Annotated in this window: 24 protein-coding genes and 1 riboswitch; of the genes, 17 read left to right on the top strand and 7 right to left on the bottom strand. The window is 52.0% G+C overall.

What is annotated here, in order from left to right:
• The first annotated feature begins 394 nt into the window (after positions 1 to 394).
• The 8 genes from coxB to PsW64_RS01250 all read left to right on the top strand — a co-directional run bounded on the left by coxB (position 395) and on the right by PsW64_RS01250 (position 7,436).
• Positions 395 to 1,327: a cytochrome c oxidase subunit II gene (gene coxB, locus PsW64_RS01280; protein ID WP_063302436.1), complete on the top strand. Its 933-nt coding sequence runs from the start codon at positions 395 to 397 to the stop codon at positions 1,325 to 1,327.
• Between the two features lie 82 nt (positions 1,328 to 1,409).
• Positions 1,410 to 3,002, top strand: a complete 1,593-nt coding sequence (ctaD, locus tag PsW64_RS01275) for a cytochrome c oxidase subunit I (RefSeq protein ID WP_057462276.1) — start codon at positions 1,410 to 1,412, stop codon at positions 3,000 to 3,002.
• Positions 3,003 to 3,143: 141 nt separating this feature from the next.
• A complete protein-coding gene (locus PsW64_RS01270) occupies positions 3,144 to 4,076 on the top strand; it encodes a heme o synthase (RefSeq protein ID WP_063287204.1) in 933 nt (310 codons plus the stop codon).
• A gap of 23 nt (positions 4,077 to 4,099) precedes the next feature.
• Positions 4,100 to 4,255 carry a hypothetical protein gene (locus PsW64_RS27515; protein WP_193757736.1) on the top strand — a complete coding sequence of 52 codons (156 nt, stop codon included), beginning with the start codon at positions 4,100 to 4,102 and terminating at the stop codon, positions 4,253 to 4,255.
• A 9-nt stretch (positions 4,256 to 4,264) separates the two neighbouring features.
• Complete coding sequence (locus PsW64_RS01265; protein WP_063287205.1) at positions 4,265 to 4,888, top strand: cytochrome c oxidase assembly protein; 624 nt, start codon at positions 4,265 to 4,267, stop codon at positions 4,886 to 4,888.
• Positions 4,889 to 4,946: 58 nt separating this feature from the next.
• Complete coding sequence (locus tag PsW64_RS01260; RefSeq protein WP_063293734.1) at positions 4,947 to 5,825, top strand: cytochrome c oxidase subunit 3; 879 nt, start codon at positions 4,947 to 4,949, stop codon at positions 5,823 to 5,825.
• Between the two features lie 143 nt (positions 5,826 to 5,968).
• On the top strand, positions 5,969 to 6,364 hold the full coding sequence (locus PsW64_RS01255; protein WP_208980499.1) for a DUF983 domain-containing protein: 396 nt from the start codon (positions 5,969 to 5,971) through the stop codon (positions 6,362 to 6,364).
• A gap of 127 nt (positions 6,365 to 6,491) precedes the next feature.
• Positions 6,492 to 7,436, top strand: coding sequence for an SURF1 family protein (locus PsW64_RS01250; protein ID WP_208980498.1), 945 nt, complete (start codon positions 6,492 to 6,494; stop codon positions 7,434 to 7,436).
• A gap of 52 nt (positions 7,437 to 7,488) precedes the next feature.
• Here the strand turns inward: PsW64_RS01250 and PsW64_RS01245 are convergent, their stop codons facing one another.
• Together PsW64_RS01245 and PsW64_RS01240 are read right to left on the bottom strand one after the other, a co-directional pair.
• Complete coding sequence (locus PsW64_RS01245) at positions 7,489 to 7,974, bottom strand: peroxiredoxin (protein WP_057462915.1); 486 nt, start codon at positions 7,972 to 7,974, stop codon at positions 7,489 to 7,491.
• Between the two features lie 140 nt (positions 7,975 to 8,114).
• Complete coding sequence (locus PsW64_RS01240; RefSeq protein WP_063302434.1) at positions 8,115 to 8,972, bottom strand: protein-disulfide reductase DsbD domain-containing protein; 858 nt, start codon at positions 8,970 to 8,972, stop codon at positions 8,115 to 8,117.
• Positions 8,973 to 9,164: 192 nt separating this feature from the next.
• Here PsW64_RS01240 and PsW64_RS01235 point away from each other — a divergent pair, with 192 nt between their 5' ends.
• The 6 genes from PsW64_RS01235 (at position 9,165) to PsW64_RS01210 (ending at position 17,586) form a co-directional block, all read left to right on the top strand.
• Positions 9,165 to 9,758, top strand: coding sequence for a YqgE/AlgH family protein (locus PsW64_RS01235; protein WP_057462914.1), 594 nt, complete (start codon positions 9,165 to 9,167; stop codon positions 9,756 to 9,758).
• A gap of 190 nt (positions 9,759 to 9,948) precedes the next feature.
• Entirely contained in the window at positions 9,949 to 11,355 is a 1,407-nt protein-coding gene (gene thrC, locus PsW64_RS01230) for a threonine synthase (RefSeq protein WP_057462913.1), read from the top strand.
• Entirely contained in the window at positions 11,355 to 12,626 is a 1,272-nt protein-coding gene (locus PsW64_RS01225; protein ID WP_063302433.1) for a M16 family metallopeptidase, read from the top strand. The genes thrC and PsW64_RS01225 overlap by 1 nt, the downstream gene beginning before the upstream one ends.
• Before the next feature lie 64 nt (positions 12,627 to 12,690).
• Positions 12,691 to 13,338 (top strand): GNAT family N-acetyltransferase, encoded by a 648-nt coding sequence (locus PsW64_RS01220; RefSeq protein WP_063302432.1) that lies wholly within the window; start codon positions 12,691 to 12,693, stop codon positions 13,336 to 13,338.
• A 102-nt stretch (positions 13,339 to 13,440) separates the two neighbouring features.
• Positions 13,441 to 16,329 carry an EAL domain-containing protein gene (locus tag PsW64_RS01215; protein WP_063287212.1) on the top strand — a complete coding sequence of 963 codons (2,889 nt, stop codon included), beginning with the start codon at positions 13,441 to 13,443 and terminating at the stop codon, positions 16,327 to 16,329.
• Positions 16,330 to 16,527: 198 nt separating this feature from the next.
• Positions 16,528 to 17,586: a D-alanyl-D-alanine carboxypeptidase family protein gene (locus PsW64_RS01210; RefSeq protein WP_063302431.1), complete on the top strand. Its 1,059-nt coding sequence runs from the start codon at positions 16,528 to 16,530 to the stop codon at positions 17,584 to 17,586.
• Between the two features lie 23 nt (positions 17,587 to 17,609).
• Here the strand turns inward: PsW64_RS01210 and PsW64_RS26985 are convergent, their stop codons facing one another.
• From PsW64_RS26985 to ispH, 5 genes are all read right to left on the bottom strand, one after another.
• Complete coding sequence (locus tag PsW64_RS26985) at positions 17,610 to 17,894, bottom strand: PilZ domain-containing protein (RefSeq protein ID WP_082830975.1); 285 nt, start codon at positions 17,892 to 17,894, stop codon at positions 17,610 to 17,612.
• 264 nt (positions 17,895 to 18,158) lie between these two features.
• Complete coding sequence (locus tag PsW64_RS01200) at positions 18,159 to 19,088, bottom strand: diacylglycerol/lipid kinase family protein (RefSeq protein ID WP_063302429.1); 930 nt, start codon at positions 19,086 to 19,088, stop codon at positions 18,159 to 18,161.
• A gap of 23 nt (positions 19,089 to 19,111) precedes the next feature.
• The gene (rnhA, locus tag PsW64_RS01195) at positions 19,112 to 19,564 is read right to left on the bottom strand and encodes a ribonuclease HI (RefSeq protein WP_057462906.1); all 453 of its coding nucleotides are present in this window, start codon (positions 19,562 to 19,564) and stop codon (positions 19,112 to 19,114) included.
• A complete protein-coding gene (locus PsW64_RS01190) occupies positions 19,561 to 20,526 on the bottom strand; it encodes a homoserine kinase (RefSeq protein WP_063302428.1) in 966 nt (321 codons plus the stop codon). Before PsW64_RS01190 ends, rnhA begins: the two co-directional genes overlap by 4 nt.
• A 2-nt stretch (positions 20,527 to 20,528) precedes the next feature.
• Positions 20,529 to 21,524, bottom strand: a complete 996-nt coding sequence (gene ispH / locus PsW64_RS01185) for a 4-hydroxy-3-methylbut-2-enyl diphosphate reductase (protein WP_193757735.1) — start codon at positions 21,522 to 21,524, stop codon at positions 20,529 to 20,531.
• Positions 21,525 to 21,734: 210 nt separating this feature from the next.
• Between ispH and PsW64_RS01180 the strand changes: the two genes are divergently transcribed.
• The 3 genes from PsW64_RS01180 (at position 21,735) to gcvH (ending at position 24,320) form a co-directional block, all read left to right on the top strand.
• Positions 21,735 to 22,322, top strand: coding sequence for a hypothetical protein (locus PsW64_RS01180; RefSeq protein WP_057462917.1), 588 nt, complete (start codon positions 21,735 to 21,737; stop codon positions 22,320 to 22,322).
• Positions 22,323 to 22,442: 120 nt separating this feature from the next.
• Positions 22,443 to 22,537, top strand: a riboswitch (glycine riboswitch).
• A 199-nt stretch (positions 22,538 to 22,736) separates the two neighbouring features.
• Positions 22,737 to 23,879: a glycine cleavage system aminomethyltransferase GcvT gene (gcvT, locus tag PsW64_RS01175; protein ID WP_063302427.1), complete on the top strand. Its 1,143-nt coding sequence runs from the start codon at positions 22,737 to 22,739 to the stop codon at positions 23,877 to 23,879.
• A gap of 69 nt (positions 23,880 to 23,948) precedes the next feature.
• Positions 23,949 to 24,320 (top strand): glycine cleavage system protein GcvH, encoded by a 372-nt coding sequence (gene gcvH, locus PsW64_RS01170; RefSeq protein WP_057462902.1) that lies wholly within the window; start codon positions 23,949 to 23,951, stop codon positions 24,318 to 24,320.
• The last annotated feature ends 72 nt before the right edge of the window (positions 24,321 to 24,392 follow it).

Here is a 24,392-nt window from a genome sequence, read left to right as displayed (position 1 = left end):
ACTCACATTGTTCACGCCGAGGTAACGTTCCTTTTTGCCGATAAAGTGACGATTTAGTGAGTGAAATTGGACGCATGGATAGAAATGATCGATTTTCGATATAGGGAAAAGTAACTAGGTGAAAACAGCGGAGATCGTTCAAAATCCAATTGCATCTGCGGATTTCTTATGTTTTTTGTCCAACTCATTGATTCAAGTCAAATGATACTGCGACTTATAGTCGCTATAACCTTAGGGGAATCGCGTAGAAACCCTTATTGGGTTATTATGTCGCAGATATTCACGCAGGTGTGAGGACTGGTCGGACGGGCCAAAGTGGGCACCCCACATGTGTGGACAAGAAGAGGATTGCCGTTTCGGCGGCATTTAAGAGGGACAGGGAGCGCAAGACGTGATGAAGCTCTTGAAGCATCACCTGGCAACCATTGCCGCAACTATGGCAATCGGATTGACGGGTTTTATGGCAGGTGCAGCCAATGCAGCACAGCCAACGCCGTGGCAGATGGGCATGCAGCCTGCGGCGACGACAGTGATGGAAGACATTCGCTGGTTTAACGATTTTACCCTGATCATTATGGCCGGCGTGACGGTTTTCGTAGCACTCCTGCTGCTTGTTGTGATCATCAGGTTCCGCAAGAAGGCGAACCCAACGCCATCTCGCACTTCACACAACACTATGATCGAGGTTGTTTGGACGGTTGTCCCAATCCTCATTCTGGTGATGATCTCAGTTCCGTCTTTCCGTTTGCTCTTCAAACAGCTTGATATCCCTGAATACGAAATGACCATCAAGGCAACTGGTTACCAGTGGTATTGGGGTTATGAGTATGCGGATGAAGGCATGGAAGATGTCTCATTCGATGCTTATATGCTTGAAGATGCTTCTGAATTGGCAAAAGATAACTATAATCAATCTCGCGAAGCTCTTAAACCAAATGAACCACGTCTCTTGGCTGCCGACTACAACATTGTTGTCCCGGTCGACACAACAGTACGCGTTCAGGTGACCGCTGGGGATGTGATACACTCCTTTGCAGTTCCTGCATTTGGTATCAAAATTGATGCAGTGCCTTTTCGACTGAACGAAACCTGGTTCCGTGCTGATAACACCGGCATGTTCTACGGTCAGTGTTCGGAGCTGTGCGGAACACGTCATGCATTCATGCCAATCGCCGTACAGGTTGTGACCAAAGAACAGTATCAGGCCTGGGCCGAAGCTGCTCGCTCGGACATCGACGAAGCAAACACACTCCTCGCAAATCTGATTGCTGATGAGAAGAAGGTTGCTGCCACCGCAGCCACCGACGTGAAGGTTGTGTCCCGTTAAGCGGGGCCACTGATTGAGCCGAGTATGCGCGCGTCAAGGGCTGCAGCGCATACGAGCAAGAACTTTACGAGGGAGCACAAGTATGTCTGCGTCTGAAACGCATGCACATGACCATCCAACTGGATGGGTGCGGTGGGTCTACTCCACCAACCACAAGGATATCGGTATCCTTTACCTGATCTTCGCGATCATGGCTGGTATCATCGGCGGTCTTCTGTCCATCGCAATGCGGATGGAACTTCAAGATCCCGGAATGCAATATTTTCCAAATGCTGGAATGTTCAACGTATTCACTACTGCGCACGCGCTGATCATGATCTTCTTCATGGTTATGCCAGCGCTTATCGGTGGTTTCGCGAACTACTTTGTTCCGATCATGATCGGTGCGCCTGATATGGCGTTCCCACGTATGAACAACATTTCCTTCTGGCTTCTGCCACCAGCATTCATTCTTCTGTTGTTGTCTCTATTTGTTCCTGGAGCGGCAGGTGAGTATGGTGTTGGCGGAGGGTGGACTATCTATCCGCCGTTGTCGACATCGGCATCTCCTGGTCCTGCAATGGACTTTGCAATTCTGGCGCTACACGTTGCCGGTGCATCTTCCATTCTGGGTGCCATCAACTTCATCACCACCATCTTCAATATGCGCGCGCCTGGCATGACCATGCACAAGATGCCGCTGTTCGTATGGTCCGTGCTGGTAACAGTCTTCCTGCTGTTGATCTCTCTGCCTGTTCTGGCTGGCGCGATCACCATGTTGCTGACAGACCGTAACTTCGACACCACCTTCTTCACAGCTGCCGGTGGCGGTGACCCAATTCTGTTCCAGCACTTGTTCTGGTTCTTCGGTCACCCTGAAGTGTACATTCTGATCTTGCCTGCATTCGGCATCATCTCCCACATCATCTCCACCTTCTCGCACAAGCCTGTGTTCGGTTATATCGGCATGGCCTACGCGATGGTTGCGATTGGTGTTGTTGGGTTTGTCGTTTGGGCGCACCACATGTTCACCGTTGGTCTGTCCGCAGACACGCAGGCGTACTTCCTGTTCGCCACCATGGTGATTGCAGTGCCAACCGGCATCAAGATCTTCTCATGGATTGCGACCATGTGGGGCGGTTCCATCGAGTTCCGCACGCCAATGATCTGGGCGATTGGCTTTGTGTTCCTGTTCACCGTTGGCGGTGTAACCGGCGTTCAGCTGGCAAACGCAGGTCTCGACCGCGCGCTACATGACACCTACTACGTTGTGGCTCACTTCCACTACGTTCTGTCTCTGGGCGCTGTGTTCGCGATCTTTGCAGCCTGGTACTACTGGTTCCCTAAGATCTCCGGTTACATGTACTCCGAGTTCCTCGGCAACCTGCACTTTGCGCTTATGTTCATCGGTGTGAACCTCGTGTTCTTCCCGCAGCACTTCCTTGGTCTTGCTGGTATGCCACGCCGTTATGCCGACTATCCGGATGCATACGCTGGCTGGAATATGGTTTCCTCCTACGGTTCCTACCTCACTGGTTTTGCAGTGCTCATCTTCTTGTGGTGTGTCCTTGACGCATTCATCAAGAAGCGTGTGGCTGGCGATAACCCATGGGGCAAAGGCGCAACTACTCTGGAATGGACCCTGTCTTCACCTCCTCCATTCCACCAGTTCGAGATCCTTCCAAAGATCAAGTAACTGCACCGAAATTGCCGGGGGCGTGTCAGCGCCCTCGGTTCTAGGTAAAGCACAAGCCCGGAAGTGCTCCAATGTTCCGGGGATGAAGTCTAGAACGCTGAAAAACGGCACAGGTTTCAATATCGCGACAGAGGTACAGGCATGACAATGCTGGAACAGACACAAGGACTTCACGAGGACGCAACCGATCTTGGTGGTCGTGGAAGCGTTTCTGATTACATCGCGCTGCTCAAGCCGCGGGTAATGTCTCTTGTTGTGTTCACAGCAGCTGTTGGTCTGGTCATGGCTCCGGGTAATCAGCACCCGGTCCTCAGCTTCATTTCTATTCTTTGCATCGCCATTGGTGGTGGTGCATCTGGTGCGCTGAACATGTGGTGGGATGCAGACATTGATGCTGTCATGTCCCGCACTAAAAAGCGCCCGATCCCGGCAGGCAAAATCACACGTCAGGAAGCCTTTGCTTTTGGCATGGTTCTGTCCTTCGGTTCTGTTCTGACCCTCGGTCTGGTGGCAAACTGGATGGCCGCTGGTCTGCTGGCGTTCACGATCTTCTTTTACGTGGTCATCTACACAATGTGGCTCAAGCGCAGCACGCCGCAAAACATCGTTATCGGAGGTGCAGCTGGCGCGCTTCCGCCAATGGTCGGCTGGGCAGCTGTTACAGGTGACGTAACGCTGGTCAGCATCGCACTGTTCATGATCACCTTCACCTGGACACCTCCACACTTCTGGGCCTTGGCGCTGGTTAAAAACGGCGACTATCAGGCTGCTGGCGTCCCAATGTTGCCGGTCGTCGCAGGCGAAACCGCGACCCGTCACCAAATCGTTTTGTATTCTTTGCTGTTGCTACCAGTTGGCATGGCACCGTACTTCCTAGGCTTTGCCTCGGTGTTTTATGGTGTTGGTTCAGCCATCCTTGGCCTGGTGTTCCTCGGTTATGCAATCCGTGTCTGGAGAGTGCGCGAGGGTGATGCAGCCAAGAAAACAGCAATGTCTCTCTTCAAGTTCTCTTTGTTCTATCTCATGCTGATTTTTGCTGGGTTGCTCGCTGAGAACATGATTGGTCTGGTCTAACGCATAACTGGAAAGAGAAGAAAATGAGCAAGCAAAAAGCAGTTCTTTCTGAAGAGCAAGTCAAGACCCGCCGCGGACGTTCAGTGGCTCTTGCAGTCACACTCGGCGTTCTTGTTGCTATGTTTTATGTGATCACCATCGTGAAGCTCGGTCCGGGCATCATGGATCGTCCACTGTAAGAGACGCAAATGACTGATCAAAAACCAAAAACAGCAGAACAAGCCAAAGTAAACCGCAGCAACGCTACCGTCGCTGTGATTTGCGGGGGCGTGTTCTTTGGAATGGTTGGTTTGTCCTTTGCAGCTGTCCCGCTTTATCAGCTCTTCTGTCAAGTGACGGGCTATGGCGGCACCACACAGCGAGCAGAAGAGGCATCCGATACGATCCTTGATCGTGAGATCATCGTGAGCTTTGACGCCAACGTCGCTCCGGGTCTGGATTGGGATTTCAAACCAAAACAAAAGAAAGTCCGTGTGAAGCTGGGTCAGATGACCGAGATCATGTACGAGGCCCAAAGCCTCGCGCAGCAGGTTTCTACCGGGACTTCCACGTTTAACGTGGCGCCTTTCGAAGTCGGGGGCTACTTCAACAAAATTGATTGCTTCTGCTTTACCGAGCAACCGCTTGAAGCAGGAGAATCGATCGATATGCCGGTCGTGTTTTTCATCGATCCGGAACTGGACAAGGACGAGAGCCTGAAGAATATCAAGGAAATCACCTTGTCCTACACATTCTTTGAATTGCCGAAAGACGGCGAGGAAGAAACAGCTGCAGTGGCTTCTCCAAGCGACGCGGCCACTGACAAGCTTTAGGTTGCGAGACGGATCTGCCTTTTGCAGAAGCGACCTTTTTTGAAATGGGGAGAAAGATATGGCTGGTGTTAAAAACCACGATTATCACATTATCGAGCCAAGCCCATGGCCATTTGTTGGGTCAGTTGGGGCGCTGGTTATGGCAATCGGCGCGATTGTATTCATGCGCATGAGTGAGGGCGGCGTAAGCTTCTCATTTCTGAGCAACGCTGATGGCGAAACAACCGTTGGCTTTACGCTGAACGGTTGGGGCCTGTTTGCAATTGGTCTTGGTATCGTTCTTTACACCATGTTTATGTGGTGGCGTGACACGGTTAAGGAATCTCGCGAAGGGCACCATACACGCGTTGTATCCTTGCACCTGCGCTACGGCATGCTGCTGTTCATCCTGTCCGAAGTTATGTTCTTCGTAGCATGGTTCTGGGCCTTCTTTGATGCATCCCTGTTCGCGGGTGAAGCTGCGCAGTTTGGTCGTGTTGAGCACACTGGCGGTGTTTGGCCTCCACAAGGTATCGAAACCTTCGATCCGTGGCACCTGCCGCTGTTGAACACATTGATCCTGCTTCTGTCTGGTACAACAGTAACCTGGGCACACCACGCACTGGTTCATGGAGACCGTGATGGCCTGAAATGGGGTCTGATCGCGACCGTCGTTCTGGGTGTGATCTTCACCATTTGTCAGGCCTACGAATACTCTCATGCAGCCTTCGGCTTCTCCGAGAACATCTACGGCGCAACCTTCTTCATGGCGACAGGGTTCCATGGCTTCCACGTGATCGTGGGCACCATCTTCCTCGCTGTGTGTTTGTTCCGTGCATTGGCTGGACACTTCTCCACCACCAAGCACTTCGGCTTCGAGGCAGCAGCCTGGTACTGGCACTTTGTGGATGTGGTTTGGCTGTTCCTGTTTGCATCCGTTTATATCTGGGGCGGCTAAGCTTGCGGCATTAGCCAAGAGTGGGTCTGGAATTCAGACGAAAAAAGAAAAAAGATAAGGGCGGCGCAAGCCGCCTTTTCTATATGTATATGACCTAGGTGCCTTGCGAGCGTTCAAAGTCACCTGTGTATCCGAGGCTTCACATGAGTGAGAGGAAGAAGACAAAGACCTATCTTGGCCTTCCTGCCAACCCATTTTCCGCAGGTCTGCGCGGAAAATGTCCACGGTGCGGGGAGGGGCCATTGTTTCAGGGCCTGCTAAACCTGCGTGCGTCCTGTTCCAGATGCGGTCTTTCCTATGACTTTGCAGATTCTGGAGACGGACCTGCAGTCTTTGTCATTCTCATTCTGGGGTTTATTCTTGTTGGTGGTGTTTTGTTCGTTGAGTTTGCGTACGAACCTCCACTCTGGCTGCATTTGATTATCTGGGCACCCGTGACTGTGGTGTTGAGTGTGACGCTTCTGCGCATACTCAAAGGCCTATTGATTGCATTGCAGTACAAGAACAATGCAGCGGAAGGAAAGCTTGATGATCGCTGAAAGGGAGATTGGCGATGCTTCATCTGATTCAAAGCCTGCGCGAAAAAACGATGTCGCCTGGCATGAGGAACCTGAGTCGGTTCCTGAACACACTCATCGCAACACGAAAAAAAACAAAGATAACACCGTGACAGATGATCAAATGGAACATGACGACACTGATGCTGAGGATGCAGTAGCAAAGCCTGGGCTAGTTGCATTTCTCAAGCGCTACTGGATCTTGCACCTGTGTGCTGCAGTTGGGCTAGCTATTCTTGCCAATCTGAGTTTGTGGCAGTTCAATCGTCTGGATGAAAAGGTGGCGTTGATTGCGCGCGCTGAAGTGCGGGCGACTGAACCTGCTATTGCAGCGCCCGGCCCGACAACCTGGGAAGATATGTCGAGCGATGAAATTGACTATATGCCTGTTGAGCTGTCCGGCCAGTTTATTATCGGCGAGCTGTACTACTTTGATACCCTGACCAAGCCGAAAGGCCCACTGGGCGGGCAGGGGTATTTTGTCTACGCACCCTTCATCACGAATGACGGCTGGAACGTTTTGGTCAACCGCGGCTTTGTTCCAATTGATCGTAAAGAGTTCAGCACACGTTTGGGCTCCGCTCCACCGCGTGGGCAAATAACCATCACCGGCCTTGCTCGCAGAGCCGAGGTGGCGAGCATGTTCTCCGCAGAACCAAACCAGAAGACCAGTGTGTGGTATGTGCGCGAACCAAAGGCTATGGCTGAAGCTATGGGATTGCTACCGGACCAGACCGCGCCCTACACGATTGACCTTCAGGAGACCGTGAGCGTTGCTGGTGATCTGCCGCAAGCAGGTGAGACCCGTATGACGTTCTCTAACAATCACCTGCAGTATGCCTTCACATGGGCAGGTCTGGCGCTCACTCTGGTCGGCGTCTACTTTGCGTTCCTGATCAAGACATGGCTGGATCGGGGCAAGGTCTCTTCTGAAAACGAAGAGGACGATGACGACGACGATGACTTTGATGCGGAAGAAGAAAAACGGAAGGCTGATCGCTTCCGGATGATATCTGACGCGGCACGGCGCAAGCGAAATAAATTTCAGCGATAGACTACAAAAAAGGGGAGCATGGCTCCCCTTAAACGTTCTTGGGCAACTTGCCTTATAGCTGAGAAAGAATGTTCTCAGCAGAGGAGATCGTTGCTTCTCCCGGAGCTTCTTCAATATTCAGAGAAGCCAGCACACCATCTTTCACGATCATGGAATAGCGCTTGGAGCGGATGCCCATTCCAAAGGCGCTTGCGTCAAGCTCAAGGCCAACTGCCTTGGTGAAATCAGCGCTGCCATCAGCGAGGAAGAGGATCTTGTCATCAGCGCGCGTGTCACGTGCCCAGGCCCCCATGACAAACGCGTCGTTCACGGAAACAACAGCAATTGTTTCAACGCCTTTTGCTTTGATAGCTTCTGCATTGTCGATGAAACCCGGCAGGTGGTTCAGGTGGCAGGTTGGCGTGAAAGCGCCAGGAACTGCGAACAGAACTACGGTTTTGCCGGCAAATAGCTCTTCACTGGTCGCATCCACTGGCCCGTCTGCACTCATGGTTTTGAATGTAACGCTTGGCAGCTTTTCGCCTACTTGAATGACCATGGAAAGTTCCCCCAATTTGCTTTTGCTGATCACAACATAACAGACATCTCAATCAGAGGTCTGCATCTAAAAAGAAACGGGCTTCAGTTGTAGCCGCGAGCTATCTATTTCGCAAATACAACTAAAGCCCGTAAACAAGCTTATTTCGAAGCGCTGGCCTGAGGAACTGAAACACTTTGCGTTTCCTCAAAAGCACCATCCTTGGTCACCAGTGTAAGGCGGAGCTCAATGTCGCTCACATCTTCTGGCAGTCCAATATAGGACATAGTCCAGTGTGCCCTACCTTTTTTCACAGAGGCCAGCTTGGGCACTCCATGATAAGAACCTGCAGGGCCTTCAATGAAGAGCTCCGGCGATTTGTCCTTGGAGGAGACTTTCGCGCTGATGTTTACAGTGCGGTCCTTGCCTTCTCCGGTGATTTTTATCTCTGGAAACAAGCTCGGCATGTCGCCTTGCGTAATTGGAACCTGCGCAAAGGCATCATTGACCAGTTTGTCGGCAACATCATCTTTCATCGTGGCCGCAGGAAAGACGAGAGAGACCTCGGCCTGTCCAGGGATACAAATGTCTTTGCAGATGCCAAAGGTCAGATTTGCATTCAAAATGGCCGGGCGTCCGTCGTCCATGCGCTTAATCAGCAAAGGCAGCACCACCTTGTCTGAATAGATCAGAGATGTGGAAAATCCGTCAGAGTAAGCCTTTGGCGCAGGGAACATCAGCTCCGCGCTAGCTATATTGACTGAATTAACAAAGCTGGCTTCTGTCGGAATACCGGCTTCACCTGGATATCTCCAGTATGTGTGCCAGCCTTCTTCAAGGCGAAATTCAATCCCGCCGCGATAGAGGCCATCGGTGTTAGGCTCGCTCGCACGTAAAAGGCGAACTGCACCGCCTTGAACAATAACCCATTCAGACACACTTGATGACAAGGCGCTTGAAACAGAGGCGGAGAGCACCGCAGCAGCGATGAGGGTCGATTTGAAGAATCTAGAAATCATAGAGTCTATTTAAACGGTCCCTTTTCAAATTCCCATTAAGATTGCCTCTCAGACAATCAATGATCCGTGAACAATCTCACCTTTTTTCCACTGATCATTGATCACCGGAAAAATCCGTGAGTACCTATAATATAATTGCCTCTACACTGAACTGAGGCAATCCGTTTGAAGCATGAGGAGAGCGCCCCCAACATGTCTGGTGAAAAACCGGGTTACATTGACGGACAATATCTCATTGCCATGCCCACTATGGAGGATGGCCGTTTTGCCCATTCCGTCATCTACGTGTGTGCTCACTCCGAAGAGGGAGCGATGGGGATTGTGCTCAATCAGCCGGCCCCTAACATCACATTTGGGCAACTTTTGGGTCAACTGAATATCGTCGAAGACGAAAATGAAGATCCGCTGGCAATCGATATTTCTGAACGCAAAGTCTATCGCGGTGGGCCAGTTGATGCCGGTCGCGGTTTTGTCCTCCATTCAGACGACTATTTTCTGGAGGAGACGAGCCTCAAGATTGAAGACGGCGTTGTCCTAACCGCAACGGTCGAAGTTTTGCGCGCCATCGCAGCAGGCAAAGGCCCTAAGAAGTCTTTGTTGGCATTGGGTTATGCTGGCTGGGCACCCGGTCAGCTTGAAACGGAATTACAGGCAAATGGTTGGCTGACGTGTCAAACAGATCCCTCATTGATCTTTGAAGGAGAGGGCGATCAGAAGTGGCACAACGCGCTTGATATTCTTGGTATTGATCCCGGGATGTTGTCCAGCGACATTGGCCACGCATGATCTTACGTGCCTAAACGAGATTTCGCCGTGCAACTTCCTACAATTTCTGCTATTTCCCTGTGCGCACTTGAAACGCAAATGCGACAGTTTTGGGAATCTAATTTCAGATTCCAGCTAAAAACCTGATAGATACCAATGGGGTATGGCACTAAAATGCCCTGATTCAGGTTGAGCGAGAAGGGATGTAACGGTGAGATATGTAAGTACGCGCGGCGATGCACCAGAACTCAACTTTTCTGAGGTGCTGCTCACGGGGTTGGCACGCGACGGCGGTTTGTATCTACCAAAAGAGTTCCCGCAATTATCTACTGAGGAAATTTCAGGATTTGCTGGAAAGCCCTACAGCGAAGTCGCTCTCAAGGTCATCGCCCCATTCGTTGGCGACTCCATTCCGCATGACGACCTGAAAAAAATGATCGACGAAGCCTATGCCAGCTTCTCGCATAAGGCTGTCACGCCGCTCATCCAAACTGCTCCCAACACTTACGTACTGGAACTCTTCCACGGCCCGACCCTTGCATTCAAAGATGTGGCAATGCAGCTACTCGGTCGCTTGATGGATTATGTGCTAGCTCAAAAAGGTGCACGTGCAACCATCGTTGGCGCTACTTCAGGCGACACGGGCGGTGCTGCGATTGAAGCATTCCGTGGTCGTGAGCGCACAGACGTCTTCATTCTGTTCCCTGAAGGGCGTGTCTCGCCTGTTCAACAGCGCCAGATGACCACCTCCAAGGAAGACAACATTCATGCCCTCGCAGTCAAAGGCAACTTTGATGATTGTCAGGGCATCCTGAAAGATCTCTTCAACGACTTCTCCTTCCGCGAGCGCGTGGGCCTGTCTGGTGTAAACTCCATCAACTGGGCACGCATTGTGGCTCAGGTGGTGTATTACTTCACCTCCGCAGTGTCTCTGGGTGCTCCACATCGCAAAGTGTCCTTCACAGTGCCGACTGGCAACTTTGGTGACGTGTTTGCAGGTTATGTGGCAGCTCAGATGGGGCTGCCAGTTGAGAAGCTGGTGATCGCGACCAACACCAACGATATTCTGGCCCGTACTCTGGACACAGGCCGCTATGAAATGCGCGGTGTTGTGGCGACCACTGCACCGTCCATGGACATTCAGGTGTCGTCCAACTTCGAACGTCTGCTGTTTGCTGCAAATGGCGAAGACAGTGCAACTGTTAAAGCTCAGATGGACAGCCTCAAACAGTCCGGTGGCTTCACTCTCTCGGAAAAAACCCTAGGTTTTATCAAAGAGAAGTTCTCAGCAGGTCGCGCAAGCGAAGAAGAAACAGCTCAGACCATCACTGATACTCTTAAGGAAAGTGGTTATCTGCTTGACCCGCATACTGCGGTCGCGATCCATGTCTCCAAAGAGCACAATGATGGTGTTACCCCGATGATCGTGCTGTCGACAGCACACCCGGCAAAATTCCCAGCGGCAGTGGAAAGTGCATCAGGTATTCATCCTGACCTGCCAGCTCATCTTGCTGACCTGATGGAACGTGAAGAGAAGTTTTCCGTTCTGCCAGCAGATGCGCAGGAAATTGCGAAATTCGTTGAAGGCAATGCACGTGCCGTGAAAGCAGGCGTTTAATGGCGGTCAAACTAACAAAATTAGAAAATGGCCTGACTGTAGTTACTGATCAAATGGAATACCTCAAGACAACAGCTCTTGGGGTATGGGTAAAAGCTGGTTCTCGCTCTGAAGGCGAGCATGAAAACGGCATCACCCACCTTCTGGAGCACATGGCATTCAAGGGCACCAGCAAGCGCAATGCCCGCGAAATTGCAGAGGAAATCGAAGCCGTTGGCGGCGAGATGAATGCCTCCACAAGTGTTGAGCATACAAATTACTATGTGCGCACCTTGGCAGATGATGCGCCTTTGGGGTTGGATATTCTCTCCGACATCCTTCAGGATTCAATCATTGACCCTGAAGAGCTTGCTCGCGAAAAACACGTAATCCTTCAAGAAATTGGCGCCGCGCAAGACATGCCTGATGACCAGGTATTTGATGTGCTTCTGGAAACCGCATGGCCGGACCAGCCACTCGGTCGTCCAATTCTTGGTACGCCTGAAACTGTCACCGGCTTTTCTGCGGATGCCATCCGTCAGTACGTCGCGCGCAAGTACACAGCATCCGATATGGTGCTTGCTGCTGCTGGTGCCGTCGATCATGAAGCGCTCGTAGACTTGGCTGAAGCCAGCTTCTCAAAGCTGTCGAACGCAGCGCCGGATGAAGACTATGTGGCAAAGTATGTCGGCGGTGAAGGCTCCATTGAGCGTGAACTGCAGGAATTGCAGGTCATCCTTGGTTTCGAAGGCCTGCCCTACGAACATGAAGACTACTATGCTGTGCAGGTGCTTGCCTCGATCCTCGGCGGCGGCATGTCATCGCGCCTCTTCCAGGAAGTGCGCGAAAAGCGCGGTCTATGCTATTCTGTCTATGCCTTCCATTGGGCGTTCGCGGATACCGGCTTCTTTGGTGTTCATGCCGCAACCGGACCGGAAGATGCCGCAGAACTGACCGAAGTGCTGGTGGAACAGCTGAAAGAAATTGCTAAGGGTGTGACCGAAAAGGAAGTGTCCCGCGCCAAAGCGCAGCTGCGATCCGGATTGCTGATGGCATTGGAAAGCCCGGCAGCTCGTGCAGGTCAGATCGCCCGTCAAGTGATGATCTACGGTCATCCCGTCGCGCTGGAAGAACTGGAACGCCGCCTCAATGTTGTGTCCGCTGACCGTGTGCAGATCTTGGCAGAAAGGCTGTTTGCCTCTGACAACCCTACATATGTGAAGGTTGGACCAAAGGCTCCCATGCTAAGTTATGCTGAGCTAAAAGAACGTTTGGCAGGGATCAAAGCATAAGCCTATTGCAATTCAGGTAATGCTTTTTGCATAATGGAGCTCTGATTAAGAGGGGAGAGAAGCTGTGTCATTTTTCAAAACAAGCACATCTCCCCAATCTCTTGCGACATTGACCACAGGCCGACTGTATTTACGTGCGCCATCCATGGCGGATTTCGCGCAGTGGTCTGATCTGCGAGCTCAAAGCAAAGACTTCCTGCAGCCGTGGGAACCCACGTGGCCGGTAGATGATCTGACGAAAGCTGCCTTCCGAAAACGCATCCGGCGTTACAATCGCAACATCCGCGAAGGCTCTCACTACCCGTTTTTTCTGTTCAACCGGGATACCGACGAGTTGATAGGTGGTTTGAACCTTTCCAACGTCCGTCGTGGTGTCGCACAGGCAACCTCGCTTGGGTACTGGATGGGAGCTTCCTTTGCCGGCAATGGCTTTATGAAAGAGGCCGTTCAGCGCGTCTGTTGTTTCTGCTTCAATGATTTACACTTGCACCGGATCGAAGCAGCCTGCTTGCCTTCAAATGAAGTCTCCAGAGCGCTCTTAATGAAGGTTGGATTCTCTGAACTGGGCTTTGCACCCTCGTATTTATTCATAAACGGAATGTGGCAAGACCATATTTTGTTTGGCAAAATCCGGGATTCTGCGCCTATACCAGCCAAAGTCCTGCCACAATCAGAGGCAGATGGGGATAAATTGCCTGTAACACATGCTTGAACCATGAAACTGGCGCCTTGACGATGTAATGATCTTGGCAAGGAATTCAGTTAATTTTTCGTTATCGTGGAGAAGCCGGTGTCAGGGACTTATTGTCAGCGCATGCAGAACGTTATTCAGGCTGTTCTGTTAAGCGCTCTCCTGCTCATTGTGGTTGCGTCACAAGCCTTAGCTTTGGAGGCGATTGTCGTCCCCAAGGACGTTGATGCACTCGATCTGACCAGCTCCGTCGATATCTATCCCAACACCAGCAAAAGCATTCAGGTTTCCACCGCTCCAGACTCAGATGGCATCGTCAGACGCATCGAAGTGCGTTCCATTGACGATACTGCCAGCTCTTGGGCTGTGTTCGCGCTCTCCAATCCGGGGGAGGAGCAGATCGACCGCTTGCTTGTTGCACCTTACTACAAGATGACAGGCGGTGGTGTATTGGTGCCGGACCTTGGTCAGCGCCGCATCGTGTCTTTGACACCTAGTCAGGGCATCCCACCAATTCGCGAGCGCAGCACAGAAGCAGATATTTACCGCATCACGCTAGATCCGGGTGCGAATGTGACCTTCATCGCGGAGGTCAACACCCCAAGCCTGCCGGAACTCCGCCTCTGGAAGCCAGAAGCTTACAAAGACAACATCAACGCCTACACGCTCTATCGCGGCATCGTGCTTGGCATTGCGGGCCTCTTGGCGCTGTTCCTCACTATCTTGTTTGTGGTGAAGGGAACTGTTCTCTTCCCGGCAACAGCGGCTCTGGCGTGGGCTGTTCTTGTTTATTTATGTATCGACTTCGGCTTTTGGAATCTCGTCTTCGGGCGAACGCTGGGGGATGATCAGCTCTATCGAGCGGTGGCGGAAATCAGTCTCACAGCCGCGCTTGTGGTCTTCCTTTACGCCTATCTCGGCCTCAGCCGCTGGCACATCCATTATACGCACCTTGCAATCGGCTTGTTCATCACTGTGCTCAGCTTGTTTGGCTTGGCGCTTTGGGATCCAACCATTGCAGCTGGTATCTCCCGTATCCTGATGGGTGGTGTGGCAATCGCTGGCTTCGGTGTCATCCTGATGCTCACCGTCCGTGGGTTTGAACGCGCGATTATGCTGCTGCCGACATGGTTCTTGTTCCTCGCATGGCTGTTCGCTGCGTGGATGGCAACGACAGGCATGTTGCAAAGTGATCTGGTGCAGCCAGCGCTGGCAGGTGGTCTTGTTCTCTTCGTTCTGCTGCTCGGTTTTACCGTCATGCAGCACGCCTTTGCGGGGTCTGGTCTCTCCCACAGTGTGATGAGCGATGTCGAACGCCGGGCTCTGGCTCTGACAGGCTCCGGCGACATCATCTGGGACTGGGACGTCGACCGCGACAAAATCCACACCAGCGGTGGGCTGGAAGAAGCTCTGGGCATCAAGCCAGGTCTTCTGGATGGGCCAGCCCGCCTCTGGCTCGAAATTCTGCACCCGCAAGATCGCGACCTGTTCCGTGGCACATTGGACGCTGTGATTGACCACCGCCGTGGCCGCGTTAATCAGGCGTTCCGCCTCCGTGGCGAAGATGGTCATTATCGCTGGTTCAAAATGCGTGCCCGTCCAGTGCTCGGCTCTGATGGTGAAGTGATCCGCTGCGTTGGTACGCTGCTCGACATCACCTCTCAGAAAACCGCTGAAGAGCGTTTGATGCACGATGCCGTGCACGACAACCTGACCGGCCTGCCAAACCGCGAACTGTTTATGGACCGCCTCGTTGCTGCGCTCGCTCGCTCCAGAGCAGAAGGCAATGGTAACCCGACTGTCATTTTGATTGATCTCGACCGCTTCAAGCAGGTCAACGACAGCATCGGTCAGACAGCTGGCGATTCCATGCTGCTCACCGCTGCACGCCGCCTCTCTCGTCTGATCAAACCGCAGGACTCTCTGTCTCGCATTTCAGCAGATACCTTCGCAGTGCTGATGATCTCCGAGCAGGACGCAACACGCATCGCATCCTTTGCAGATGAGCTCCGCAAATCTCTGCGTACACCAGTCACCTTCGGTGATCAGGAAGTGTTTCTGACAGCATCCATCGGCGCCTCCATCTTTGATGGCGGTCCTGAAAAGGCAACCGACTTGATGCGCGACGCGGAGATCGCACTCAACCACGCCAAGCGCCTCGGCGGTGACCGCATCGAGATCTTCCGCCCAACGTTGAAGCCAGTGGCAAGCAACACGCTCGCGCTGGACAACGACCTGCGCTCCGCTCTTGAAAAAGACGAGATCAAGGTTTTCTTCCAGCCAATCGTACGTCTGTCTGACAAGACGACAGCGGGCTTCGAAGCATTGGCGCGCTGGGAACATCCAAGCCGCGGCCTGATCCCACCATCCGAGTTCATTCCGGTTGCTGAACAAAGCGGCCTGATCAACGAGCTTGGCCTGCGTGTGATGGAGAAGGGGGCTCGTCAGCTTGCACAATGGCAGCGCGAGTTCAAACACGCACTACCGCTGTTTGTCTCCGTCAATATCTCTTCTCGTCAGCTGTTGAAGCCGGACCTCATTAACGATGTGAAAGCAGTACTGGCACGCACAGCGCTGACACCGGGCTCTTTGAAACTGGAGCTGACTGAATCTCTGGTCATGCAGAATCCGGAATTTTCTGTGCAGGTTCTTGAGCGCCTCAAAGGTCTGGGCGCTGGTCTGTCTCTGGATGATTTCGGTACAGGCTATTCATCCCTAAGCTACCTCCAGCGCTTCCAGTTCGACACCATCAAGATCGATCAGTCCTTCGTCCGTCCTAACGGCCAAAGCGCTCGTCCGGTCATCCTGCGTACCATCGTAGCGCTGGGGCATGACCTTGGTATGGAAGTGGTTGCGGAAGGCGCTGAGACTGAGTCAGATGCACTGGAGCTGTTCCAGCTTGGCTGCGAATACGTGCAGGGCTTCCACTTCGGTCAACCAATGCGTGCTGCTGAAGCAGGCCGTATGCTCAAAGAACAGTTCGCCCAGCAGGGCCGCAACAACCAAAGCTGATACAGTAGGTAAGTTAGAAAGGCTCTGCATGGTTGCAGTGGAAAATTGTAAGCATGTGGCCTTCGCAGCAGAGCTGGAGAAAAATTGATCTATCTCCGCCAAGTTTCCTCTGAATAACTCCTGCGGTGACATACTCGAGGCAATTTTCTAAGAGCATCTATTCGGGCTCTCTTTTCCCTATCTGAGATTATTAGCTGCATGTTTTGTTTTGGTAATGCGTGTCGAAAACTACACGTCGCTTTGGGCTTGATTCTGGTTACATCCAGTACCCTAACACCGGCAAGTGCCACGCCATCGCTGGTGTTGAACCTCGATACTCAAAAAGTCCTGTACGCTGAAGATGCAGGCGATCCATGGTATCCCGCTTCAACAACCAAGTTGATGACCGCACTCGTAACCTTTGAGGCTCTTGCCAACAGAGAGGTCGACCTTGAAACGTCAGTGGTGATGTCCCCTTGGGCGATGAGGCAGGACTCATTGAAGTCCGGCTTGAAGGTTGGAAGCGTCATGACACTGCAGGATGCGCTTTTTGCAGTGCTCGTTGGATCAGCCAATGATGTCGCAGTGGCACTGGCTGAAAGTGTTGCGGGGAGTGAAGATGTATTCGCGCAGCGCATGAATGCCACCGCGCAACGTCTTGGGATGACCGCAAGCCACTTTGTCAATGCCAACGGTTTGTTCGAGCCCACTCAGCAAACATCCGCACGTGATCTGGCCATTTTGGCGAGCGAAGTCTATCTGCGCTTCCCTCAATACCGGGACGTGTTCGCCACATCAAAAGTGCTCATTGATGGTGTCGAAATCAAATCTTACAATGAGTTGCTGACACGACTGCCGGGCACAGTTGGCATGAAGACAGGTTTTGTCTGTTCATCTGGCCGTAATATCGTTGCACTTACAGATCGTGGTGGGCAACGCTTTATGGCTGTCATTCTTGGCGCGACGACGGGGCGGGAGCGCAGCGAAAGAGCAGCTAAACTCCTGACTGAGGCAATGACTGGTGAACTGACACCCAATGGTCTGCAACTGAATGAAATTGCTAACGATCTGCATCGTCAGCCTGAAAATATGCGCAAACGGGTGTGTAGCAGCCAAAGTGCAGCCTATGAGGTGCAGCAAAACAAGCGCTATCCGATGGGGATCGGCAGAAACAAGAGTTACCTGAAGGCGGCGGTGAAGCACAAAAGCCATAGCATCCGCACTTGGAAGGCTGCTGTTGGTTTTAGCGGCCCGCTACCCTATCCAAAGCCGAAGTAACTCGCGGCAATGCCTGCCATATGTCAGAGTTTGGCAGGCTTGGAAGTGAACTTGATGCCGGCTTCTTCGCAATGCAGCCAGACGACCTTGCCGCTGAAGGAAAGTTTGCGGGCTGGTACCTGAATTTTCACCGTGTCACCGGACACGAGCTTTCCGGTATTGATCAGCAGCCGACAACCACCGTTGCTGATGTCCTCAATCACGCAGGATCGGTTGAAATTATCCGTAAGCAGAACAGCAGGCCAATGACAGGCATGCCGTTTATAGTCCCGGTTTTCTATTTCCAAAAGTTTCGGACGAGGTATCATGAGACCGCCGGCCCTTACATCAATATGCGATAACTAGAATCGTTAGTTTGGAAAACTGATATACGCATTATCAATTATATATTGCGCAGATGTTAACGTGCGAGCGGCCTATCGTATCAGCCTAAGTTATTCATATCATGAAGGAAATTGAGAAAATTTCGGCTCTAAATATGCTGAGCGTACAGGTTGACTGTAACCTGCGGGAAGCACTACGTAAATTTGAGGCTGTAACCATCAAGTGGATTATCAAAGGGAAGAGCTGTTCTATTTTCCAGAAATAATCGTCAATTCACAGTCGCCAACAGAAACCTCAAGCGGTGTGCCGCCAAATGGCTCCCCGTCGATTTGAACTGCCGCTGCGCGATAGGCATCTATGCGGGCAGTTCTGATTGCCTTGCACTCAACATTACGGGATTTTGCGACGCTGCCAGTAAGTAAGCGGCATGCGTATTTGAAGAGCGCCCACACCCCGTCCTCTTTGAAGACCAGTAGATGCAGTTTCTTCTCCAGAATGGACGCATCAGGCACCACGAGGTGTTTACCAGCGTAGTAGCGGCCATTGGTGATCAAGGCCATAGCGCACTGCAGCTCTTCATCGTCTGCCCGCACTTTAAAGCTGCCTTTGCGGCGCGAAAATGCCAGCTGAGCCGCAATGAAGAGATAGGCAAACCGACCGTAACGTCGCTTCAGACGCAGAGGTACAACATGCACCACTTCCGCATCAAAGCCGGTTGACGTGGAAAGGAAGAAAGGGCGTCCATTGGCAAACCCATTGTGCAGTTTCTTCGTCTTGCCTGCGATGATGGTCTTGGCAATCTCTTGCGGCGTACTCGGCACACTCAGTTCATGAGCAAGTACATTTGCGGTGCCCAACGGAATAATCGCCAGATGCGGTTTCATTCCGCGCCCCAGCAAAGCAGAAGCAGCCTCACTCACAGAGGCATCCCCACCAGCAACAGCCAGAATATCTGTGTTTAGGTCAGGGTCCGTGCAAGTCTCAGCGATCTCGCTTGCACGGCTGGTGAGTTTCAGCTCCACCTTCATCCCGGCGTCTTCAAGGCATTGCACAATCTCTGTGATGTTTTGAAAACGGAAAGATGTCGCAGTCGGATTGGCAAGAATAAGCACACGCTTGGCTTTGCGTGATTTCTTTTTCGCCTCTTCCGGCCGAGAGTGGGGAAGCTGGTTTTCCATAAACCTGACCTTGCCTTCCCGACTTACTTGGATTTCTGAAAGGGTTTCATACCCTTGCGGGCAAGCTCATCAGCACGTTCGTTTTCTTCGTGCCCGGCATGACCTTTAATCCAGTGCCACGCAACATCATGCCGTTGTGCTGCCGTATCCAATAGTTGCCATAAATCAGCGTTTTTAACAGGTGAGTTCGAAGCAGTCCGCCAACCCTTACGCTTCCAGTTATGCATCCACTGCGTAATGCCGTTTTTCACATAGGAACTGTCGGTATAAAGATCGACGGCACATGAGCGCTTCAGGGAATCAAGAGCCTGAATGGCTGCCATCAACTCCATGCGATTGTTGGTTGTATCAGGCTCACCGCCGCACAATTCTTTTTCATGCTCGCCAAAACGCAGCAGTACGCCCCAGCCGCCAGGTCCTGGGTTGCCGGAGCAAGCTCCATCAGTCCACGTCTCAACACGTTTGGTATCGGTCATTTATCCAGCCCGTATGCACTCGCATTGGATACGCCACGATGGAACCTGAGTTTATGCAGGTATTCAAGTGGGTCTTTTGGAACAACAAGCGCACCTTCCGGCACCGACAGCCAGTCGTAAAGACGGGTCAGCAGGAAGCGCAGCGCTGCACCACGACACAGCAAAGGCAGGTTGTCGAATTCAAGCTCGCTGAACGGGCGCACACTGCGATAACCTTCCAGCAATGCCCGTGCTTTCGTGACATTGAACATGCCATCCGGCTCAAAGCACCAGGCATTGATGCAGATTGCCACGTCATAGGCAAAGGCATCATTACAAGCAAAGTAGAAGTCGATCAGACCGGAAAGTTCTTTGCCCAGATAAAACACATTGTCCGGGAATAGGTCAGCATGAATAACACCGTTTGGCAGTTCTTTCGGCCACAGTGCCTGTAGCTCATCCAGTTCCGCAGTCAGCTCTTCTGCAAGGCCAACCTTCACTTCATGCGCACGCCCACGGCTGGCATCCAGCAAAGGTGCCCAACCATCAACACTCAGAGAGTTTGGTCGCTTGATCTCAAAGTCAGCGCCTGCCAGATGCATCCGCGCCATGCCTTTACCCAGCTCAGCGCAATGCACCAGTTGAGGCTTACGAACCCACATACCATCAAGGAACGTAACCATGGCTGCCGGTCGTCCAGCAAGCTCGCCAAGCATCTGATCATCACGGTCAATAAGCGGAGTAGGGCAGTTCAGGCCATTATTGGCAAGATGCTGCATCAGTCCCAGAAAAAACGGCAAATCATCAGGATTAACGCGTTTTTCGTAGAGCGTCAGGATGTAATAGCCCGTCTCCGTATGAACCAGATAGTTGGAGTTCTCGACACCTTCAGCAATGCCCTTGTAAGAGAGCAAATTGCCAACGTTGAAACGGTCGATGAAAGCGCCCAGCTCTTCATCGGAAACATCGGTATATACAGCCATAACTATTCAGCCGGACTTGTTCCGCTAGGCGCGGCAGCGGTCCGTAACTCTTTCGGTAGATTGAATGAAATGTCTTCTTCAGCAGTTGTAACGGTTTCCAGTGTCACATCATAATGCTCACGGAAGGATTCAACAATTTCTTCAACAAGGATTTCAGGGGCAGACGCACCGGCGGTGATACCGATTGTTTTTGCACCTTCAAAATCATCCCAGAAGATCTCGGAGGCTCGCTGAATGAGGAAAGCCTTGTCACAACCTGCTCTCTCACCAACTTCGCGCAGGCGCTTAGAGTTGGAGGAGTTTGGTGCACCAACAACAATCATGGCATCGCACTTCGGTGCAATTTCTTTCACAGCATGCTGGCGATTGGTTGTTGCGTAGCAGATGTCATCCTTGTGCGGCTTCGCAATGGTTGGGAAGCGTTCTTCAAGAATTTTGACAATCTCTTCTGTGTCATCAACAGAAAGAGTCGTTTGAGAAATCCACGCCAATTGCCGGTCGGTCTTCGGTTTAAACTGGCGAGCATCCTCTGCTGTCTCAATAAGCGAGACACGTCCGCGCGGTAGCTGACCCATGGTGCCAACAACTTCTGGATGGCCTTTATGGCCGATCAGCAGAATTTCGCGCTCGCGCCTGTCATGCAAAATAGCTTCTTTGTGCACCTTGGAAACCAGCGGACAAGTGGCATCAAGGAAGAACAGATTACGCAGTCGCGCAGCCTCTGGTACAGATTTAGGTACACCGTGTGCAGAGAAAATAACAGGACGGTCGTCTACCGGTATCTCATCTAATTCCTCAACAAAAACAGCACCTTTGTTGCGCAGAGATTCAACCACATACTTATTGTGAACGATCTCGTGGCGCACATAAACAGGGGCACCGTATTTCTCGAGAGCGAGGTCGACGATCTGGATCGCGCGATCAACACCGGCACAAAAGCCACGTGGAGCGCAAAGAAGAATTTTGATCGGTGCCTTTGTGGTCGGCGTAACCTGCATGATGTATTCCTGAGTTTTGACTTTGAGCAATTGAAGGATGTTGACTGCCTCTGTCAAGAAAAAGAGTTTTTAATCGGGCATCAAGGGCTGATTTTCTCCAATATTCAGCCTGTCAGCTTCCTCTACTGTGTTTCAGGTGCCTGATGTATCTCGCCATTTGCGTTTGTGGCTGATATAGAAACAAAAACTGCAGGTAAATTTGGGATTCGTATGGTGGGCAATTTATTGGCAAAATCACTGCTCAAAAACACAGGCCGGGCAATTCTTCTGGCAGCACTTGGTGCCTCACTGGCAGGTTGCGGCAGCTTTATGTCATCGGACAACGAGCTGGAAGCATCCTCTACAAACCCGCCTGCAACTGAGAAGACCTTTGATCTGTCCGTTCTTCAGGCGCCAGCCTTATGCCCCGCTTTGCAGGAGCTTTCAGGAACAACCATCCTGACGGTGTACCCGCGCGGAAAAGAAAAGACGCCTGAGAATCTGAGCTATCAGGCCATCATCAGGGATTGGGCGCGTACTTGTAAAAAGTCCGGTCAGAATTCCGCGATGAAATTGGGCATCGCTGGCAACATTACACCCGGTCCAACCTGGAAAGGCGGCGAAATTTTGCTTCCTGTGCGTGTAGCAGTCACACAAGGTGTGGATGGCGGAGAAAAAACAATCTACTCCAAACTCTTCAGCGTTCCTGTCACTTTAGGGGCCGGATCGCCGTCTGCGACATGGGCATTTGTGGAAGAAAATATTATCCTTCCGAATGAACCGGGACAAAATGTTGTCTTTGGATTCGACGAAAAGTAAAAAATAGGTTAGTAAGTGATTACAGCTTGGCGTCATAGTGTCGCGCCAGCCTTCTTGAATGTCACGTTGCAGTCATTCAGGGGGAATACATTCGCCGGTCTGAGGAGGGCTGGCGCGTGATAGAGCTGTGCGGGAGAGAATAAGCCACCCATTGGGTTATCGCCGAAGGAGCAACCGCCCCGGAAACTCTCAGGCAAAAGGACCGCACAGTAAGCAACACTCTGGAAAGCAGTGCCGAGCACGCAATCCTGCTGGATCGCATGTTAAGGCTCTCACCGAAGGAGTAACCATTCTGGTTTTTGTAGCTGCCAGCGTGGGAAATCTCTCAGGTTCTCGAGACAGAGGGGGCGTACTCGATCATTCCGCGACTTTGGAATGGTCGTTGATGTGTACGCCACTGTCTGAGGGGACCATATGGCTGAAGCTGCAGACCTGCTAAAAACACCGCTTTTCGATCTTCATGTAGAGCTTGGCGCTAAAATGGTGCCGTTCGCTGGCTATGATATGCCAGTGCAGTTCCCGCTTGGCGTGATGAAAGAACACCTCTTCACACGTGAAAGCGCAGGCCTCTTTGATGTGTCTCACATGGGGCAGGCTTGGCTCGTAGGCCCAGACCACGCAACCACTGCTGCTGCTCTGGAAACACTTGTTCCTTCCAACATGAAGGAACTGAAGCCGGGCAAACAGCGTTACACCGTTCTGCTCAACGACAACGGCTGCATCATTGATGACCTCATGGTCTCTCGCCCTCTGGCGAGCGAAGACGATGGTCGCCTCATGCTTGTCGTAAATGCTGCATGTAAAGACAACGACTATAAAATCATCGCAGCAGCCCTTCCGGAAAACGTAAAGCTTGAGATCATTGAAGATCGCGCTTTGATCGCAATCCAAGGTCCAAAAGCTGCTGAAGTAATGGCGCTGCACGCACCAGAAGCCGCAGAAATGGGCTTCATGGAAGCGCGTCCTCTGGAATTTGACGGCATCTCCGTTATCGCCTCCCGCTCAGGGTACACTGGCGAAGATGGCTATGAGATTTCCATTCCGGCTGGCGCTGCTGAAGCAGTTGCAAAAGCGCTGCTCGCAGATGAGCGCGTTGAATCCATCGGGCTTGGCGCTCGTGACAGCCTGCGTCTTGAAGCAGGTCTTTGCCTTTATGGTCACGACATCGACGAAAACACCACACCTGTTGAAGGCAATATCACCTTCTGCATGCAGAAGCGCCGCAAAGAAGCAGGTGATTTCCCAGGTGGTGAACGTGTGCTGAAACAGCTGGCTGAAGGCACCGAAAATCTTCGTGTAGGCTTGCTGCTTGAAGGCCGTGCACCAGCACGTGAAGGCGCGGAAATCCGCGTCCCGGGTACAGAAGAAATTATTGGCCGCGTCACATCTGGCGGTTATGGGCCAACTCTCGGCGCACCAGTTGCGATGGGCTATGTCCCGTCTAATCTGGCGGAAATTGGCACAGAATTAGAGCTTGTGGTCCGTGGCCGCGCGCTTCCTGCCAAGGTTGCTGAGATGCCGTTTGTAGCGCAGCGCTACTACCGCAAACCAAAATAATTCCGGTGAGGGCAGCGGGCTGCCCCAATCACATTTCAATCGACAAACGACAGTGTAGGGAACGCTTAAATGAGCACATATTTCACAAAAGACCACGAGTGGCTGAAGGTTGAGGGAGACGTAGTAACCGTCGGTATCACTGAGTTCGCACAGAGCCAGCTGGGCGATGTTGTGTTCGTCGAACTGCCAGAAAACGGCAAAACCGTCGATCAGGACGATGAAGTTGCTGTTGTGGAATCCGTGAAAGCTGCATCTGAAGTATATGCGCCGCTCGATGGTGAGATCGTTGAAGGCAACGAACTGCTCGTTGATGAGCCTGCAAAAGTGAATGAAGACCCAGAAGGCGCTGCATGGTTCTTCAAAATGAAGCTCGGGAATGCTGCACAGCTAGAAGCCCTGATGAGCGAAGCTGACTACAAAGCATTTGTAGAAACGCTTTAAGGCAAAGCGTACTCCCGAAAAGCCCGACCGGTTTTCGGAATAAGAATACGCAATAAGCCAAAAGCCGTTCAT

The sequence above is a fragment of the Pseudovibrio sp. W64 genome (genome assembly GCF_001623145.1).
In the GTDB taxonomy this organism is placed as follows: domain Bacteria; phylum Pseudomonadota; class Alphaproteobacteria; order Rhizobiales; family Stappiaceae; genus Pseudovibrio.
This window is presented reverse-complemented; position numbering and strand designations above follow the sequence as displayed.

What these genes read in the sequence shown, in the direction of transcription:
- PsW64_RS01215 (WP_063287212.1), top strand. Translation starts at nt 13,441, where the DNA reads ATGCAGAACGTTATTCAGGCTGTTCTGTTAAGCGCTCTCCTGCTCATT.
- PsW64_RS01235 (WP_057462914.1), top strand. Translation starts at nt 9,165, where the DNA reads ATGTCTGGTGAAAAACCGGGTTACATTGACGGACAATATCTCATTGCC.
- PsW64_RS01255 (WP_208980499.1), top strand. Translation starts at nt 5,969, where the DNA reads ATGAGTGAGAGGAAGAAGACAAAGACCTATCTTGGCCTTCCTGCCAAC.
- PsW64_RS27515 (WP_193757736.1), top strand. Translation starts at nt 4,100, where the DNA reads ATGAGCAAGCAAAAAGCAGTTCTTTCTGAAGAGCAAGTCAAGACCCGC.
- PsW64_RS01260 (WP_063293734.1), top strand. Translation starts at nt 4,947, where the DNA reads ATGGCTGGTGTTAAAAACCACGATTATCACATTATCGAGCCAAGCCCA.
- gcvH (WP_057462902.1), top strand. Translation starts at nt 23,949, where the DNA reads ATGAGCACATATTTCACAAAAGACCACGAGTGGCTGAAGGTTGAGGGA.
- ctaD (WP_057462276.1), top strand. Translation starts at nt 1,410, where the DNA reads ATGTCTGCGTCTGAAACGCATGCACATGACCATCCAACTGGATGGGTG.
- PsW64_RS01225 (WP_063302433.1), top strand. Translation starts at nt 11,355, where the DNA reads ATGGCGGTCAAACTAACAAAATTAGAAAATGGCCTGACTGTAGTTACT.
- PsW64_RS01240 (WP_063302434.1), bottom strand. Translation starts at nt 8,972, where the DNA reads ATGATTTCTAGATTCTTCAAATCGACCCTCATCGCTGCTGCGGTGCTC.
- PsW64_RS01210 (WP_063302431.1), top strand. Translation starts at nt 16,528, where the DNA reads ATGTTTTGTTTTGGTAATGCGTGTCGAAAACTACACGTCGCTTTGGGC.
- PsW64_RS26985 (WP_082830975.1), bottom strand. Translation starts at nt 17,894, where the DNA reads ATGATACCTCGTCCGAAACTTTTGGAAATAGAAAACCGGGACTATAAA.
- PsW64_RS01200 (WP_063302429.1), bottom strand. Translation starts at nt 19,088, where the DNA reads ATGGAAAACCAGCTTCCCCACTCTCGGCCGGAAGAGGCGAAAAAGAAA.
- coxB (WP_063302436.1), top strand. Translation starts at nt 395, where the DNA reads ATGAAGCTCTTGAAGCATCACCTGGCAACCATTGCCGCAACTATGGCA.
- PsW64_RS01190 (WP_063302428.1), bottom strand. Translation starts at nt 20,526, where the DNA reads ATGGCTGTATATACCGATGTTTCCGATGAAGAGCTGGGCGCTTTCATC.
- PsW64_RS01180 (WP_057462917.1), top strand. Translation starts at nt 21,735, where the DNA reads ATGGTGGGCAATTTATTGGCAAAATCACTGCTCAAAAACACAGGCCGG.
- PsW64_RS01265 (WP_063287205.1), top strand. Translation starts at nt 4,265, where the DNA reads ATGACTGATCAAAAACCAAAAACAGCAGAACAAGCCAAAGTAAACCGC.
- PsW64_RS01270 (WP_063287204.1), top strand. Translation starts at nt 3,144, where the DNA reads ATGACAATGCTGGAACAGACACAAGGACTTCACGAGGACGCAACCGAT.
- PsW64_RS01245 (WP_057462915.1), bottom strand. Translation starts at nt 7,974, where the DNA reads ATGGTCATTCAAGTAGGCGAAAAGCTGCCAAGCGTTACATTCAAAACC.
- ispH (WP_193757735.1), bottom strand. Translation starts at nt 21,524, where the DNA reads ATGCAGGTTACGCCGACCACAAAGGCACCGATCAAAATTCTTCTTTGC.
- rnhA (WP_057462906.1), bottom strand. Translation starts at nt 19,564, where the DNA reads ATGACCGATACCAAACGTGTTGAGACGTGGACTGATGGAGCTTGCTCC.
- gcvT (WP_063302427.1), top strand. Translation starts at nt 22,737, where the DNA reads ATGGCTGAAGCTGCAGACCTGCTAAAAACACCGCTTTTCGATCTTCAT.